General features: G+C 74.3%; 14 protein-coding genes. 4 read left to right on the top strand and 10 right to left on the bottom strand.

From position 1 onward, the window contains the following. The first annotated feature begins 160 nt into the window (after positions 1–160). Entirely contained in the window at positions 161–847 is a 687-nt protein-coding gene (locus tag QK440_RS13130) for a ribonuclease H (RefSeq protein WP_282793248.1), read from the top strand. 115 nt (positions 848–962) lie between these two features. On the opposite strand, the gene QK440_RS13125 is transcribed toward QK440_RS13130, so the two are convergent. Next, positions 963–2,384 carry an erythromycin esterase family protein gene (locus tag QK440_RS13125; protein WP_282793247.1) on the bottom strand — a complete coding sequence of 474 codons (1,422 nt, stop codon included), beginning with the start codon at positions 2,382–2,384 and terminating at the stop codon, positions 963–965. A gap of 849 nt (positions 2,385–3,233) precedes the next feature. Here QK440_RS13125 and QK440_RS13120 point away from each other — a divergent pair. Further along, a complete protein-coding gene (locus QK440_RS13120) occupies positions 3,234–3,812 on the top strand; it encodes a snapalysin family zinc-dependent metalloprotease (RefSeq protein WP_282793246.1) in 579 nt (192 codons plus the stop codon). A gap of 184 nt (positions 3,813–3,996) precedes the next feature. After that, on the top strand, positions 3,997–5,244 hold the full coding sequence (locus QK440_RS13115; protein WP_282793245.1) for a cytochrome P450: 1,248 nt from the start codon (positions 3,997–3,999) through the stop codon (positions 5,242–5,244). Between the two features lie 113 nt (positions 5,245–5,357). On the opposite strand, the gene QK440_RS13110 is transcribed toward QK440_RS13115, so the two are convergent. The 9 genes from QK440_RS13110 to QK440_RS13070 all read right to left on the bottom strand — a co-directional run bounded on the left by QK440_RS13110 (position 5,358) and on the right by QK440_RS13070 (position 14,667). After that, entirely contained in the window at positions 5,358–6,623 is a 1,266-nt protein-coding gene (locus QK440_RS13110; protein ID WP_282793244.1) for a cytochrome P450, read from the bottom strand. Then, the gene (locus QK440_RS13105) at positions 6,620–7,240 is read right to left on the bottom strand and encodes an ATP/GTP-binding protein (RefSeq protein WP_282793243.1); all 621 of its coding nucleotides are present in this window, start codon (positions 7,238–7,240) and stop codon (positions 6,620–6,622) included. Before QK440_RS13105 ends, QK440_RS13110 begins: the two co-directional genes overlap by 4 nt. Beyond that, entirely contained in the window at positions 7,221–7,577 is a 357-nt protein-coding gene (locus QK440_RS13100) for a DUF742 domain-containing protein (RefSeq protein ID WP_282793242.1), read from the bottom strand. Before QK440_RS13100 ends, QK440_RS13105 begins: the two co-directional genes overlap by 20 nt. After that, on the bottom strand, positions 7,574–7,993 hold the full coding sequence (locus QK440_RS13095; RefSeq protein WP_282793241.1) for a roadblock/LC7 domain-containing protein: 420 nt from the start codon (positions 7,991–7,993) through the stop codon (positions 7,574–7,576). The genes QK440_RS13100 and QK440_RS13095 overlap by 4 nt, the downstream gene beginning before the upstream one ends. A 115-nt stretch (positions 7,994–8,108) precedes the next feature. Further along, positions 8,109–9,833, bottom strand: coding sequence for an ATP-binding protein (locus QK440_RS13090; protein WP_282793240.1), 1,725 nt, complete (start codon positions 9,831–9,833; stop codon positions 8,109–8,111). 487 nt (positions 9,834–10,320) lie between these two features. Beyond that, positions 10,321–10,569, bottom strand: a complete 249-nt coding sequence (locus tag QK440_RS13085; protein WP_282793239.1) for a hypothetical protein — start codon at positions 10,567–10,569, stop codon at positions 10,321–10,323. A gap of 385 nt (positions 10,570–10,954) precedes the next feature. Further along, positions 10,955–11,419, bottom strand: a complete 465-nt coding sequence (locus QK440_RS13080) for a hypothetical protein (protein WP_282793238.1) — start codon at positions 11,417–11,419, stop codon at positions 10,955–10,957. Positions 11,420–11,715: 296 nt separating this feature from the next. Next, positions 11,716–13,545, bottom strand: coding sequence for a molecular chaperone HtpG (gene htpG / locus QK440_RS13075; RefSeq protein ID WP_282793237.1), 1,830 nt, complete (start codon positions 13,543–13,545; stop codon positions 11,716–11,718). A 138-nt stretch (positions 13,546–13,683) separates the two neighbouring features. Beyond that, complete coding sequence (locus QK440_RS13070; RefSeq protein WP_282793236.1) at positions 13,684–14,667, bottom strand: dienelactone hydrolase family protein; 984 nt, start codon at positions 14,665–14,667, stop codon at positions 13,684–13,686. A gap of 108 nt (positions 14,668–14,775) precedes the next feature. Here QK440_RS13070 and QK440_RS13065 point away from each other — a divergent pair, with 108 nt between their 5' ends. Beyond that, positions 14,776–15,765 carry a helix-turn-helix domain-containing protein gene (locus QK440_RS13065; protein ID WP_282793235.1) on the top strand — a complete coding sequence of 330 codons (990 nt, stop codon included), beginning with the start codon at positions 14,776–14,778 and terminating at the stop codon, positions 15,763–15,765. Positions 15,766–15,780: the final 15 nt, after the last annotated feature.

Raw genomic sequence — 15,780 nt, 5'->3', positions numbered from 1 at the left:
GGGGGAACGCACGCGCGTGAGTGTTTCGCTCTTTTTTCCGGTCCCCGCGGGCCTCCGGAGGGCTGGAAGCGGGGCGGACCTGCGGGTTCCGGCACGGCGTCCGCCGGTCGGGCGGCCACCCGGGAATGGCTCCCTCCGGACGGCCTGGCATGATCGGAGCATGACGGAACGGGTGATCGCGGCATGTGACGGAGCTTCCAAGGGCAACCCCGGCCCGGCGGGGTGGGCCTGGGTCGTCGCGGACGCCGACGGGGTGCCGGTGCGCTGGGAGGCGGGGCCGCTCGGGGTGGCCACGAACAACGTCGCCGAACTCACCGCGCTGTCCGAACTGCTCGCGGCCCTGCCCGCCGACGTGCCCGTCGAGGTGCGCATGGACTCGCAGTACGCCATGAAGGCCGTCACCGTCTGGCTGCCCGGCTGGAAGAAGAAGGGCTGGAAGACCGCCGGCGGCAAGCCCGTGGCCAACCGCGACCTGGTCGAGCGCATCGACGCCCAGTTGTCCGGCCGCAGCGTCGACTTCGTGTACGTGCCCGCGCACCAGGTGGGCGGTGACCCGCTGAACGCCGTCGCGGACCACGCGGCCAGCCTGGCGGCCCAGTCCCAGGAGCCGGACGGCACCGCGCACGGCGCGACCTCCGTCCCCGACGTGCCCGAGCCGCAGCCGCACCAGCAGAAGGCGAGCCGCCGCGTCGGCCGCACCGGTACCCGCGCGGGCGGGCGCTCCGGGCGCCGGACCATCGCCGCGAAGTTCAAGGGCACCTGCGGCTGCGGCCGCGCCTACGCCGCCGGTGAGCAGATCGCGAAGGGCACGCACGGCTGGGGCCACCCGGAGTGCGCCACCGCCTGACCGGCGGGCCCGCGGGACGGCGGGACGGCGGCGCCACGACGAGGCCCCGGTCCGGCCCGCCGGGCTGCCGGCCCCGTCAGGACCCGACCCGCTCGGCACCCGGCCGCTCGGCGGCCTACTCCTCGGCCATGTCCGCGCTCACCGTCGTGTCCGGGACGCAGACGACGCCGTCGAACGCCTCCAGCGCGGGGATCTCGATGAAGGTGGTGTCCAGCCGCGTACGGACCGGCTCCGGGCAGCGCAGCGCCCGGGCGTGCCGCCGTAGCGCCCGCGCGTCCACCAGGGCCGGCCGGTCGGTGACGCCCGCGAACAGGGCCTCGACGCTGTCCGGTACGGCCTCGGGCGTGGCGGCGCGGCCCCAGCGCATGCCGAGGGGATGGTCGCGGTCGGGCACGTTCTCCACGGTCTCGCCGCCGTTGCCGGTCAGGGCGACGGGGACGTAGTCCGCGCCGAGCTCCCGCGCGAGCAGGTGGCCCATGGTCGCCGGCGCGAGCGGTCCCTCGCCCTGGTTGGCCGAGCGCTGGATGTGGGCGTTGTGCCCGACGAGGACGACGCGCGTCCCGGGCCGCGACCGCTCCAGGAACTCCAGCAAGGTGTCGGCCAGGTAGCGCTCCCGGGCGACGAAGCCCAGGCTGTCGGGCGCGCCCGCGAGCGCCTCGGCCATGGCCCGCTGGGCCCGGTCGGTGGTCACGGCGGCGCGGACGTCCGACAGGGCGGTCTCGTAGGCCGCGCGGCCGGCGCGGTCGACGTACGTCTCACGCAGGTCCGCGAACCGGCCCGCGAGGCGGGCGAGGGCCGTGGTGAGCCGGTCCTGCTCGGCCGGGTCCAGGTCGAGCCGGGCGAAGGCGGGGACCATGACCGTGCCGCCCTCGACGGCGCCGGAGATGTCCAGGGCCGTGCGCAGCCAGCGCAGCGCGCCCGGGTCCACGGTGTCCAAGTACGCGGCGACCGGCTCCAGGACGGGTGCGAGTGAGCCGCCCGCCATGGGGATGTCGCAGCCGAGGAAGCGGACCGGGTGCGTGGCACCCGCGTCGTGGCGGCGCAGCCACCGCAGCGTGTCCCGGCACTCCACGGGCTGCCCCAGGCCCCTGAGGCGCCGCTCCTGCCCTCCCCCGGCCACCGGGCGGTGCCCGGGGGCCAGGAGGTCGTCGATGTCGCCGGGGCCGCCCTGGATCCACGCGTCCACGGGGCGGCCCTCGGCGGCCCCGTACTCCATGGCGTAGACGGTGAAGCCGAGCCGCTCGACGAGGAAGCGCAGGGCGCGGTGGCGCAGTTGGCCGAACTCACGGATCTGGTGGGAGTTCTCGCCGAGGGCGACCACGCGGGCGTCGCCGACGAGGGCGCGCAGCGGCTCCAGGTCGTCGAGCGGGGCCTCCAGGTCCGCCCGCGGGCCGAGGGCCGCCAGCCGGTGGGCGTGGCGCGTGACCCACTCGACGAGTTCGGCGGGGGCGGCCGTCCTCGTCGGCCCGGCCGGTGTCTGGAGGGCGCGCAGGTCGCTCACGGCACCGGGGCGGTCGTGGTGGTCGGGACGGGTCATGGGTGTGCTCCGCGGGTTCGGTCGGTACGGGCCGGAGGGCGTCGCGCGCCGCGCGGCGAGGAGAGCCGGCGCGGCGGAGCTGTCGGCGTGTCAGGAGGCGGCGCCCCGCCGGGCGGTGCCGCGGGGTTCGGCACACCACGTCCGACCAGGGCGCATGGGCATGCCACGGACCGTATCAAGGGGGTGCGGCGGGACGCAGGGCGTTTTCGGCGGGTGCCGCCGCCGGGGCGCGCGTGCCGGTGTCCACCGGTGGGCAGGGTGGGTTCCCTGCGGAAATTTCACAGCCGTCGGGCTGCTGTTCGAGCCCGGCCGGGCGCTGTACCGTCTGCCACGGCCGTCCGCTGCGAGGTGTGCGAGGCGAGGAATGGAGCGGCGTATGCCCAGCCCCAGGGATCGGGTGGGTACGGCGGGAACACGCTCCGTTCCGGTGTACGAGTTCGCGGTGTACGAGCCTTCGCTGTACGAGCCTTCGCTGTGCGGGCCTCCGGTCCGCGGCCGTCCGCCGTACAGCCTTTCCGCGTACGACGGCACGCGGGACCCCGGCGGCCCACGACGGCACGGCGTCACGCGCCCCTGCGGACGCGGGCACGGGCGCGTGCACGACGCCGGGCAGGACGGCTCCGCCCCGGCGAGGCCCCGCCCGCGCGGGAAGTGCCGTTCGCCGCCCTCTTCCTGACGGACCGAGGCCGCCCCGCGCCCGCAGCCGCAGCTCCGCGCCCAGCGACAGCACGACAGGGCAGCGCATGCGGACCGCACGGCCCCGGCCCGTCCGACGACCGGCACCACCCTCCCCGCACTCCCCGGCTCCGCACCGAGCCGGGCCCCCACAAGTGAAGGGACACACAGCCCATGCTGCACTCCATCAGGCTGGTCATCACCGGCGGCGCCGCCGCGGCCGTCGCCCTGACCGCGGTTCCTGCGGCCAACGCCGTGACCGCGCAGGAGACGCGCGCGGCGAAGAGCACGGCGGCAGTGGTGACGCTGCGCTACGACGACAGCCGGGCCGCCGGCTGGGAGGCCGCGATCGCGGCCGGGGTCGCCTCCTGGAACAACAACGTCGAGAACGTGAAGCTCGTCGAGGCCGCCCCCGGCACCCGGGCCGAGATCCAGATCGTGGCCACCAGCGGCTGGCCGCAGGCCTCCCTCGGACCGGTACGCCCGGGCGGCCGCGCCCGTGTCGAACTCGGCAACCAGGCCGTCACCCAGGGCCACGACAAGACCCGTATCGCGGCGCACGAGATCGGCCACAACCTGGGTCTGCCGGACACCAAGCCCGGCCCGTGCTCCCAGCTCATGTCGGGCTCCAGCGCGGGCACGAGCTGCAAGAACGCGGTGCCCGACGCGGCCGAGCAGGCACGGGTCGAGGCCGCGTACGCCTACGGCGCCACCGCACGCGCCGACGGCCGCATGCTCGTGGACGCCCGGTAGCCGACGGCCCGGGCCGACCGCCGTACGCCAGTGCCTGGCCGCGCCCCCGAGCGGCCAGGACCTCGGCGTCGGCACACCCGGCGACACGGCTCCTCCCGCGACGTCACTGCCGCACCCTGTCGGTTCCGTTTCTTGATCAATAAGCTTGGCTCCGCCCGGCAGTCGTTCCCCTTGGAGGAGCCTCGTGTCCACTGCTCAGCCCCTGCCAGACAGCGCTCAGGACATACCCGACATCCTCTCGGCCGAGTTCGCGGCCGACCCCTACCCCGTGTACCGCGCGCTCCGCGAGCGCGCTCCGCTTCTGTGGCACGAGCCCACCAAGAGCTATGTGGTCTCGCGGTACGAGGACGTGGCCCGCGTCTTCAAGGACAAGGAGTCGGTGTTCACCACCGAGAACTACGACTGGCAGTTGGAGCCCGTGCACGGGCGGACGATCCTCCAGCTCAGCGGGCGCGAGCACGCGGTGCGGCGGGCCCTGGTCGCCCCGGCGTTCCGCGGCGCCGAGCTGCAGGAGACCTTCATGCCGGTGATCCGCCGCAACTCCCGCGAGCTGGTGGACGCCTTCCGCGGGCGCGGGTCGGCGGACCTCGTGGCGGAGTACGCGACCCGCTTCCCCGTCAACGTGATCGCGGACATGCTCGGCCTGGACAAGGCCGACCACGCGCGGTTCCACGGCTGGTACACGAGCGTCATCGCCTTCCTCGGCAACCTCGCCGGGGACCCGGAGGTCACGGCCGCGGGCGAGCGGACGCGCGTGGAGTTCGCGGAGTACCTGTTCCCGATCATCCGGCGCCGCCGCGAGGAACCCGGCGACGACCTGCTGTCCCGGCTGTGCGCGGCCGAGGTCGACGGCGTGCGGATGAGCGACGAGGACATCAAGGCGTTCTGCAGCCTGCTGCTCGCGGCCGGGGGCGAGACCACGGACAAGGCCATCGCGAGCATCTTCGCCAACCTGCTCGCGCACCCCGACCAGCTCGCCGCCGTGCGGGCCGACCGGTCCCTGGTGGACCGGGCGTTCGTGGAGACGCTGCGCTACACCCCGCCGGTCCACATGATCATGCGGCAGACCGCGGCCGAGGTGGATCTCGCGGGCGGCACGGTCCCGGCGGGCGCCACCGTCACCTGCCTGATCGGCGCGGCCAACCGCGACGGCGAGCGCTACCGCGAACCGGACCGCTTCGACATCTTCCGCGACGACCTGACCACGACGACCGCCTTCTCGGCGGCGGCCGACCACCTGGCCTTCGCGCTCGGCCGGCACTTCTGCGTGGGCGCCCTGCTGGCCCGCGCGGAGGTCGAGACCGGCGTCAACGACCTGCTGGACGCGCTGCCCGGCCTGCGGCTCGCCGACGGCCACGCGCCGCGGGAGCAGGGTGTCTTCACCCGCGGGCCGCAGGCGCTCCCGGTGGTGTTCACGCCGGCGGCGCGCTGACGCCCGGCGCGGCGCCCGCCCGGCCCGCGCGGCCCGCCGCGCGCACGGGAGGAGCGCCGCGCCGCACCCGCCTCGTACCGACGGGCGCGCCGCGCCCCCGTGCTCGTACGGGACTACTGCGCCACCGGCGTGAACTGCACGGGCAGCGCCGTCAGTCCGCGCATCCACACGGACGGCCGCCAGGTCAGCTCCTTCGGGTCCACGGCGAGGACCAGGTCCGGCAGGCGTTCGAGGAGCGTCTCGACGGCCGTGCGGGCGATGACGTCGGCGAGGAGCGGGGCCGGGTAGGGGCAGCGGTGCTCGCCGTTGCTGAAGGACAGGTGCGCGGAGTTCTCCGAGCCGACCTCGGCGCCCGGCCAGATCTGCGGGTCGGAGTTGGCCGCGGCGAGGCCGAGGACGAGGCAGTCGCCCGCGCGGATGTGCCGGCCCCCGAGCTGGGTGTCGCGCACCGCCCAGCGGCCGATGAAGTTCTGCGTGGGGGTGTCCAGCCACAGCACCTCGTTCAGGGCCTGGCCGACGCTGAGGCGGCCGCCGGAGACGTTCAGGGCGAACCGCTCATCGGTGAGCAGCAGCCGCAGCGTGTTGCAGATCCAGTTCGCGGTGGGCTGCTGCGCGGCGGCGATCACCGAGATGAGGTCCTGGACGATCTCCTCGTCGGTGAGGCCCGCCGGGTGTTCCAGCATCCGCGAGGTGACGTCGGCCGCCGGGCGGGCCCGCCGCTCCGTGACGAGGCGGTGGACGCGCTCGCCCACGCGCCCGTACGCGGCCACGGGGTCGTCGCCCTCGGCCGTGTCGAGCGACATGCGCAGGTCCTCGACGAGCGCCTCGGTGTCGGCGGTGCCCGCGGGCATGCCCACCATGTGCACGGCGGCGCGCATGGCGAGCGGGTGGGTGTAGGCGCTCATGAGCTCGGCGGTGCCGCGGCCGGAGAAGGAGGCGATGAGCTGGTCGGCGATGTGCACGCACTCGCGGCCGAGCTCGAACTGGTCGACGCCCTCGAGGGCTTCGGTGATCACCCCGGCGCGGCGTCGGTGCTCGGCGCCCTCGGTGAACAGGACGGACGGCTGGTGGCCGACGAACGGCAGCAGCGGCCAGTCGGCGGGGATGCGGTCCCACTGGTTCCAGCGCCGCGAGTCGCGCGCGAACAGCTCGTCGTGCGCGGTGACGTAGCTGACCTCGGAGTAGCCGAGGACCAGCCAGGCGGGCACGTCGCCGTCGAGGAGGACGGGGGCGACGGAGCCGTACCGGCCCCGCAGGTCGCGGTAGAGCTCGAAGGGGGTCTGCTGGTACTCCAGGCCGCCGAGGCGCACCGCGTCGCCGTGGGCGGGGCAGCCGGGCGGCGGGGTGCCGGGGGCCGCTGGTCCGGTCACTTCGGTCATGCTGTCAGTTCCCGTTCCCGTGCCAGGTGGTGGAGGTGGTCGACGAGGGCGATGAGCACGTCCTTGCCGGACGAGCGGACCCGGGCGTCGCAGTCGATGAGGGGGACGTGCGCGGGCAGCGCGAGGGCGGTGCGGATCTCGTCCAGGGAGTGGTACGGGTGGTCGCCGTCGAAGCGGTTCACGGCGACGACGAACGGCGTCTTGTGGTGTTCGAGCCGGTCGATGGCGTACCAGGAGTCCTCCATGCGGCGGGTGTCGACGAGGACGACGGCGCCGAGCGTGCCGGAGAACAGGCGGTCCCACAGGAACCAGAAGCGCTTCTGGCCGGGCGCGCCGAACAGGTAGAGCACCAGGCGCTCGTTGAGGCTGATGCGGCCGAAGTCGAACGCCACGGTGGTGGTGTTCTTGGCGGACGGCACCGGGATGCGGTCGACGCCCTCGCCCGCCTCGGTCATGACCTCTTCGGTGTTCAGCGGGCGGATTTCGCTGACCGAGCGGACCAGGGTCGTCTTGCCGACGCCGAAGCCGCCCACGACGACGATCTTGAGGCCGGACTCGGCCGTGTCGCGCAGGGGTGTCCTGGACGCCGGCGGCAGCTCAGAGGTTGCGGAGCCCATGGAGCACCTCCGTGAGAAGAGCGGAATCGGGCAGCGCGGCGGATGACGCCACGCGGGGATGTCGGGGGGTGATGCGGCCGGTCGCGCGGAGGTCCTCCAGGAGGATGCGGACCACTGTGATGGGCAGCGAGAGCTCCGCGGCGATCTCGACGACGGAAGTGGGGTGGCGGCACAGCTCCAGGATCCGCGCGTGCTCGGACTGCTGGCCGGCGGACGGCTCGCACTCGGCGACGATCAGGGTCACCAGGTCGAAGGCGACGGCGTCGGCACGGCTGCGCCCCTGGGTGATGGTGTAGAGCCGGTCCGGGTCGCCCACGTCGACGGGCCGCCGGGTCATGACGCGGTGTGCTGCCGGCCCTGGCCCCGGGGCTCGGCCCGCAGGTGGTCGCCGATCTGCGCCACGAGCTGCGTCATCTGGTTGCCCACCACGCCGGGGTCGGCGTCCTCGTCGGCGATGACGGCGAGGTGGGCACCCTGCCCGGCCTCGACGACGAAGAGCAGGCCGCCGTGGAACTCGGTCATGGAGTGCCGTACGCCGCCGGTGCCGTCGCCGAACTCGACCGAGGCGCCCTGGGCGAGCGCCTGGATGCCGGAGCAGATCGCGGAGAGCTGGTCGGCCTGGTCCAGGGTGAGGCCGGTGCTCCAGCAGAGCTTCAGGCCGTCGCGGGAGAGGACGAGCGCGTGCCGGGTGCCGGGGGTGCCGTCGAGCAGGCTCTCCAGGAGCCAGTTCAAGCTGTTGTCGGTGGTCTGCATGTCGGTTCCGGGCGGTCACCCGAGGGTGCGCACGCCCGTGCCTCCCTTTCGGTGGACGGGGCGGGGGTTGAGGGGGGCGGTCCGGCGGGCGGGCCGGTCCGTGAGCCGGGTGCGGCTACTCGGCCTGCGGCGGTCGCGCATCGTCGGCGGCGGCCCGCCGGGCGCGGTGGAAGGCTCCGAAGCGCGCCCCGACGTCGCGGGCGGGCCGCGGCCGCCGCTCGTCCGCCGCGGCGTCCGGCCCGGTGCCCTCGCGCTCCTCCTGCGCGGGGTGCGCGGCGGCCATGGTGCGGCCGGGGCGGCGTACGGGCAGGCCGCCGGGGGTGGCCAGGGTGCCCTCCGGCAGGGAGCGGCCCGCGTCGGCCTCCGGGGAGTCCGCGGCACGGGACGGCAGGGCGGGCGGCGGGGCGGCCGAGTGGTCCGCGGTGGCGCTCGCCGCGGCGGCGGGCTGCGGGTCCGGGTCGGCCGGGGGCGTGGAGCGGGCGCTGTCCGACTGCGCCTGCTGGGCGATGAGCTGCGGGGGCAGCAGGACGACGACGCCGGTGCCGCCGCGTGAGGAGGGCCGGAAGTTCACGCTGACGCCGTACTTCCCGGCGAGGCGTCCGACGACGGCGAGGCCGAGGCGGGTGCCCTGGAGCAGCGCGAGGTCGGTGGCCTGTCCGGAGACGTACTCCTTGGCGCGGCGGAGCGCGGCGTCGGCCATGCGCAGTCCGCTGTCCTCGATGGTGACGACGACGCCGGTGCGCGACTCCTCGACGTAGACGTGGACCTCGTCGGTGGGCGGGGAGAAGTTCGCGGCGTTGTCCATCAGCTCGGCCAGCAGGTGCATGACGCCCTCGGCGGCGAAGCCGACGACGGCCGCCTTGCTGGAGCTGTGCAGCCGCACCCGCTGGTAGGCGGCGATGCGTCCCACGGCGCCGCGCAGGATGCTCTCCATGACGATGGGCTTGTTCCAGGCGCGGCTGGAGCGGCCGCCCATGAGCAGCGCGAGCCGGTCGGTCATCAGGCCGAGCTGCGAGGTGGTGTGGTCGAGCCGGAGCAGGTCGCCGAAGACCTCCTCGCCGTAACGGTCCTGCAGGGCGCGCAGGTCCGCGAGCATGCTGACGGTCTTGGCCTGGACGCGGCTGAGCGCCTTCGCGCTGGCGGCCTGCGCGGCGGCGGCCCGCCGCTCGCTGAGGGCGAGTTCGCGGACGGCGCCCTCGGTGAGCTCGCGCAGGGCGGGGTCGGCGGGCCAGGACATGGCGGCGAGGACGCGGTCCGCCGAGGTGCCGCTGCGCAGCTTGGTGACGACGTCGGGGACGGTGTCGGTGGTCAGCAGCCGGATGTCGTCGCTCAGCCGGGCCAGTTCACCGGCGGCGTGCGCCTGGGCCGCGGCGGCCGCGGCGGCGCGCTGCTCCGCGTCGGACAGGGCGGACACGCACACGTTGAGCAGTTCGCGGCAGGCCGGGTCGGCGGGCAGGCGCAGTTGCCCCAGGGCCTCGTGCGGGGCGGCGCCCTCGCGCAGGGACCGCGCCACGGACGGCAGCGTCACCTGGGCCAGATGGATGACCTCGCCGCCGCGGGCGCCCACCTGCGTCTGCAGGTCGGCCAGTTGGCGCTCGGCGGTGGCGGCGCGCGCCCGCAGCGTGGCCGCCGTACGGCGTCCGGTCCACACCACGGCGGCGAGCAGCAGCCAGGCGGCCACCGCCACGGCCGCCACCCAGCCGCGGGCGGCCGACGGCGCGAGGGCCACCGGCACGGCGCCGCCCACGGCTGCCGCCGCCAGCAGGAGCAGCGGCGAGGAGGATGCTGTTCGCCGCGTGCCGGCTATGCCGGGCGGACGCCCATCGGCGGACTGTGTCATTCCGTGGCCCCTCGGTGTCGGCACAGGGGTGCGGGCCGTCGGCCCGCCCTCACATCGGTGCTGTCGCGCGCGACGCCCGTCGCCTGGCGTGTCCCTCGCGACGGCCTGCGCGGGGCCATGCTAGTCACAAGATCGGGTGGTCCTGCCACGCACCCTGAACGGGAGCCTCCGCCTAGCGGTTTTCGTCGTGAAACGTCTCTTCACCATCAGGTGCGTGCTATGCGATATCGGCTGTGCGCCGGGGGCGGCGGGCACCGGGGGCACCCTTCGCCGGGGCACCCGAGCCACACCAAACGTTTCTGCACCCCTGGGCGTGCCCCGCTCCGCCCGAAGTACGCCTTGCCTGTCGACAAACAGACAGGGGAAGCACGCCGTGTCTAGACCAATCAGCGACAGTTTTCAGCCAACTTTCGTCGCGAAGTGCGCTCGGGAGCGACTCCTGGAGGGCGGATGCGGTCACCGGGCGGCTCCGGAAGCGCGAATGTTGTCACCGGGCGGCTCCGGGAACGCGGAGGTTGTCACCGGCCGAAGTCCGGCCCGTCGGCACCTCGACGACGGCGCCGCCGAGCCGGAGGAGGACGGCGACGGCGGCGGGGGCGGGGCGCCCGCGCCGCCACCGGCAGGAAAGCGGGCCCGCGCGCGGGATCGGTGGCGGCCAGGTCCGGCTCGGCCACCCGGCGCCCGCGCTCGTCATGAGGGCGCCCAGGCCGAGCGAGCGGACGGTGCCGGCGGGCACGCCCCGCAGGGCACGCCCCGCAGTACAGGTCCGGTACGGGCGACGGGGGCCTCCCGAGAGGGACGAGGAAGACGGAACCGGTCGGGCGCGGCTCGCCGAGGCCGAGCCGCCACCGGCCCCGGCGGCGAGGCGCCGAGGGGGCCGCGCCGGGTCCGGGGCGCAAGCCCGGTGCCGTCCGCACCGCGCGGACGCGCCGCGCCGCCGGCACCCGAAGGGCCTGTCGGCACGCTGCGGAACGCCCGGTGCCTGCCGCGTCGTCAGCGCCGGTCCACCTCCGCACGCGGCGGCCACGACATCCCCGGAACGCAACGATCGGCGTTCGGGCGTACGGAAGACGCGAGGCCGGGCGGCGGGCGGTCAGTCCAGGCCCCGGGCCCCCGGCGGGTCACACGCCCATGGAGGCCAGCTCCATCGCGGTGCGGTGGTTGCGGGCCGCGTTGACGACGCAGACGCGGTAAGTGCGGTTCTCCTTGACGGCGAGGAAGTAGTCGCGGAGCTGCTTCCAGTAGTCGCGCAGGTAGCTGAGCCCCGGCACGAACCCCGGCGGCCTCGGGACGAGCGCGAACGCCTCCGAGCAGCGCAGGATCTCCCCCGTGGCCCGGGAGAGGACGTCGGCGACGTCCGTGTTCATGTCCCAGCCCGCGGCCTGGTCGGGCCAGATCGCGGCCGCGACCTGGCGCAGGCGCTCCTGCTCCTCCGGGGGCAGGGAGCCGGGCGCCACGGCCCGCACGGACGCGGGACCGGCCGTGCGGCCCACCGCGTAGGCCGTCCCCGCCGTGCCGGTGGCGAGCAGGCCGCCCGCCACCAGGGCCGCCACCGCGGGTATCAGGCGGATCCGCCGAGTCTTCATTCCTGCCCCCTCGTCCGTTCGACCGTACGTGCCAGCCGACCGTCACACGGCGGCGCGGCCCGGGCAACGGCAGCACCCGCGTTGACCGGATCGCGCCCCTCGACGCCCGGCGCGGCACAGTCGCACAGCGGCGACGGGCCCCCGCTCCGTCCGGCGGAGGCGGGGGCCGTCGTCCAGGGACCTGTCGTCCAGGGACCTGTCGTCCCGGGGGCTGTCCAGCGGGGGGGCGTCATCCGCGGGCTCGTCCGGAAGCCGTCCGGGGCCGCCGGCGGAGGGACTCCGTCCGCCGGACGCGCTCAGATCGTGCGGCTGAGGCGGTCGGCGAGCAGGGTGGCGAAGCGTGCTGGGTCCGCCAGGTCCCCTCCTTCCGCGAGCAGTGCCGTGCCGTACAGCAGCTCGGCCATGTCGGTCAGGTCCGGGTCGTCGGCGCGCTTCTCGTACGCGGACCGCAACCCGCTGACCAGGGGGTGCTGCGGGTTCAGCTCCAGGATGCGCTTGACCGGCGGGAAGCCCTGGCCCATCGCCTTGTACATCTTCTCCAGCGCGGGGGTCATGCCGTCGGTGTCGCTGACCAGGCAGGCCGGGGAGCTCGTCAGCCGGGTCGTGAGACGGACGTCCTTGACGTCGTCGAGGGTGTCGTTGAGCCAGCCGAGCACCGCCTTGTACGCCTCGGTGTCCTCCTGGGAGACCTCCGCCTCGGCGGACACGTCGGACTCGCCCCGGGTGACGGACTGGAACTCCTTGCCGTCGTATTCGTGCACCGTGTCGACCCAGATCTCGTCCACCGGGTCGGTCAGCAGCAGGACTTCGTAGTCCTTGGCCTTCAGCGCCTCGATGTGCGGGGAGTTCTCGATCTGGGCGCGGCTCTCGCCGGTGACGTAGTAGATCTTGTTCTGGCCGTCCTTCATCCGGGCGACGTAGTCGGCCAGCGTGGTGGGCTCGTCGCCGGCGGTCGAGGCGAACGAGGCGATGTCGAGGATCGCCTTGTGGTTCTCGGACCCGTCGAGCAGCCCCTCCTTCACGGCGGCGCCGAACTCCCGCCAGAACGTGCGGTACTTCTCCGCGTCGTTCGTCATGAGGTCCTTGACGGTCGACAGGACCTTCTTGGCGAGGCGGCGGCGGATGAGCTGGATGTGCCGGTCCTGCTGGAGGATCTCGCGGGAGACGTTCAGCGACAGGTCGGCGGCGTCCACGACGCCCTTGACGAAGCGGAGGTGGTCCGGCAGCAGCTCGCGGCTGTCGTCCATGATGAACACGCGCTTGACGTACAGCTGGACGCCGTGGCGGGCGTCGCGCTGGAAGAGGTCGCGCGGGGCACGGGACGGGATGAACAGCAGCGCCTCGTACTCGAAGGTGCCCTCCGCCCGCATCGGGATGATCTCGAGCGGGTCGGCCCAGTCGTGGGTGACGTGCCGGTAGAACTCGTGGTACTCCTCGTCCTTGACCTCGGACCTCGGGCGCGCCCACAGCGCCTTCATCGAGTTGAGGGTCTCCTCGCCCATGCGGATGGGGAAGGAGATGAAGTCCGAGTACCGCTTGACGACCTCGCGGATCTTCTGCTCGTCGGTGTAGTCGTGGAGGGCGTCCTCCTCGTCGGCGGGGCGCAGGTGGACGGTCACCGCCGTGCCCTCCGGCGCGTCCTCGACGGTCTCGATCGTGTACGTGCCGCCGCCGTCCGACTCCCAGCGGACGCCCTCGCTCTCACCGGCCTTGCGCGTGAGCAGGGTGACCTTCTCCGCGACCATGAAGACGGAGTAGAAGCCCACGCCGAACTGGCCGATCAGGTCGGCCGACTCCTTGTTCTCCTTCAGCCGGCGCAGCATCTCGGCCGTGCCGGAGCGGGCGATGGTGCCGATGAGGCCCACCACGTCCTCGCGCGACATGCCGATGCCGTTGTCCCGCACGGTCAGGGTGCGGGCCTCCTTGTCGACCTCGACGGCGATGTGCAGGTCGTCGGCCTTGAGGCGCTCGTCCTTGAGGCCGGCGAGGCGCCGCTTGTCCAGGGCGTCGGAGGCATTGGAGATCAGCTCACGCAGGAAGACTTCCTTGTGGGAGTAGATCGAGTGGACCATCAACTGCAGGAGCTGCCGCGCTTCAGCCTGAAACTCCAGCGTCTCGGTGGTCATGGCATCCTTTCTCGTCAGGTGATGCGCGCGGGTCCGGGGCGCGGTTCACCTTCTGCCGCTGAGGACGAAGCGACACCCCCGTTTCGCGCACCTTGAATTTTGACATGTCGGTCACCGTCCGGCCGCGCGCACGGCACATCACCCGCTTCCCCGCACCGTCCGCCCCCCGTCGCCGTCGGCCCGTGCCCGCGGCGGTCCGGAGCCGTCCCGTACGTGGAGCCGCTCCGCGAGGAAGGCGATGATCTCGTCGCGCGCCCGTGTGGTGGGGTGGCCCTCGCGGTCGACGAGGTGGGCCGTGACGACGCTATGGGGGCAGCCGACGACGTCGCGGAAGAAGGGCGGGGGGTCGGTGTGCGCGGACGAGCCGGGCAGGACGCGGCCGTCGAAGGCGTCGCCCAGCAGTGCCCGGTAGGCCGCGAACCGGCGGCCGGTGCACCAGGTGTCGTCGTCGAAGCGGTAGGCCAGGACCGTCAGGCCGTCCCGGCGGACGCGGGCGGCGACGGCGGCCGCGTCCTCGGCGCTCAACTCCAGGCCGCCGGGGTCGTCGAGCGGCAGCGACGGATGGTTCAGCACGGGTGCGACGACGACCGGTTCGAGGGCCATGGTCAGGGCGAAGTTCCCGGTGAAGCAGAGCCCCACGGCGCCGACGCCCGGCCCGCCGCACTCGGCGTGGGCGCGGCGGGCCAGGCCGCGCAGCCAGGCGGTGACGGGGCTGGTGCCGCCCCCGGCGAAGGCCCGGAACTCGGCGCTGACACAGGCCCGTCGGACGACGGTGTCCACGGCGTCGGCGCGCGGATAGGCGCCGTCGACGCCGAAGAGGGACGGCATGTACACGGTGAAGCCGGAGTCGCGTACCCACCGCCCGAAGCGCGCGACGTCGGGGCTGATGCCCGGCATCTCCGGCATCAGGACGACGGCGGGGCCCGCCCCGGACACGTACACGGTCTTGCTCGTGCCGTCCACGTCGACGGCTCTGCGGTCGAAGTCCCGCAAGGAGTCGCGGCGGCCTCGTTCGGTGGTCGCGGCGGAGTCGCGACGGCCTCGTTCGGCACGCATGGCGGGGTCACGGCCGCCTCGTCCAGTACGCAGGGCGGGGTCGCGGTCGTCTCGTTCGGTTGTCATGGCGGACAGGATGGCGAGAGGCTGTCCTCCCCCGGAAGCGGCGGCATCGCCAGGCTGCGGGGTGATACCGCCATCCCCCGTCCACCGACCGGCCGCCGGAGGTGCCGTGTGAGTCCGCTGCGCGTGAGTGTGCTGGCCTACCCCGGCTGTTTCGCGTCGGAGGTGTTCGGGGTCCTCGACCTGCTGACCATGGCCGGGCACGTGGCGGCGGCACGGGGCGCGGACGGGCCGTCCTACGAGACGTCGGTCGTCTCGCCGCGCCGCCGGGTGCTCGCGTCCGGCGGCACGCGCGTCGACGTCGCGGCGGTGCGGCCCGCGGACGTGCTGCTCGTGCCGGGCTTCGCGCTCTCCCCCGCCCTCGACCTCGACGCGGTCCTCGCGGATCTGGCGCCGGAGACCGCCGTGCTCCGCGCGCAGGCGGCGTCGGGGGCCGCGGTCGTCTCGATCTGCGTCGGCGCGTTCCTGCTCGCCGAGGCCGGCCTGCTGCGCGGCCGCGAGGCGACGACGTCCTGGCTGTACGCGGACCGGTTCGGGAGCCGGTACGCCGACGTCCGCCTCCGCCCGGAGCGGCTGGTCGTCACCGACCGGGGGGTGACCACCACCGCGGCCTTCAGCGCGATGTACGACTTCGCGCTGCGGCTCGTCCGCGACCACGACGGCCCCGGCGTCGCCCGGGCCACCGCCCGCGTCGCGCTCCTCGACGACGCGCGGTCCACGCAGTCCGCCTACGTCGACCCTGCCCTGTTGCCCGCCGCGGGCAGCGCCTTCTCCCTGCGGGTCCAGCGGTGGCTCGACCAGAACCTCGCGGTCCGCTACGACCTGCCCGCCCTGGCCCGGGCCTTCGGCGTCAGCTCCCGCACCATGCTCCGCCGCTTCAAGGGCGAGACCGGTCGGACGCCGCTGGCGTATCTGCACACCGCCCGGGTGCGCCGGGCCCGCCTCCTGCTCGAGACGACCGACCGGACCGTCGCGAGCGTTGCCGCCGCCGTCGGGTACGGCGACGCCGGGGCGTTCGGCACGGTGTTCACCCGGCACACGGGGCACCCGCCGAGCGCGTACCGCGCGGCCTTCCGCCGGTACGACGCCCGCGGGGGGTGAGACGGCCCGCGTCGA

The sequence above is a fragment of the Streptomyces sp. CC224B genome, assembly GCF_030010595.1.
GTDB lineage: Bacteria > Actinomycetota > Actinomycetes > Streptomycetales > Streptomycetaceae > Streptomyces > Streptomyces longispororuber.
Note: the sequence above shows the minus strand (reverse complement) of the source record. Positions and strands in the feature narration are given on the sequence as shown.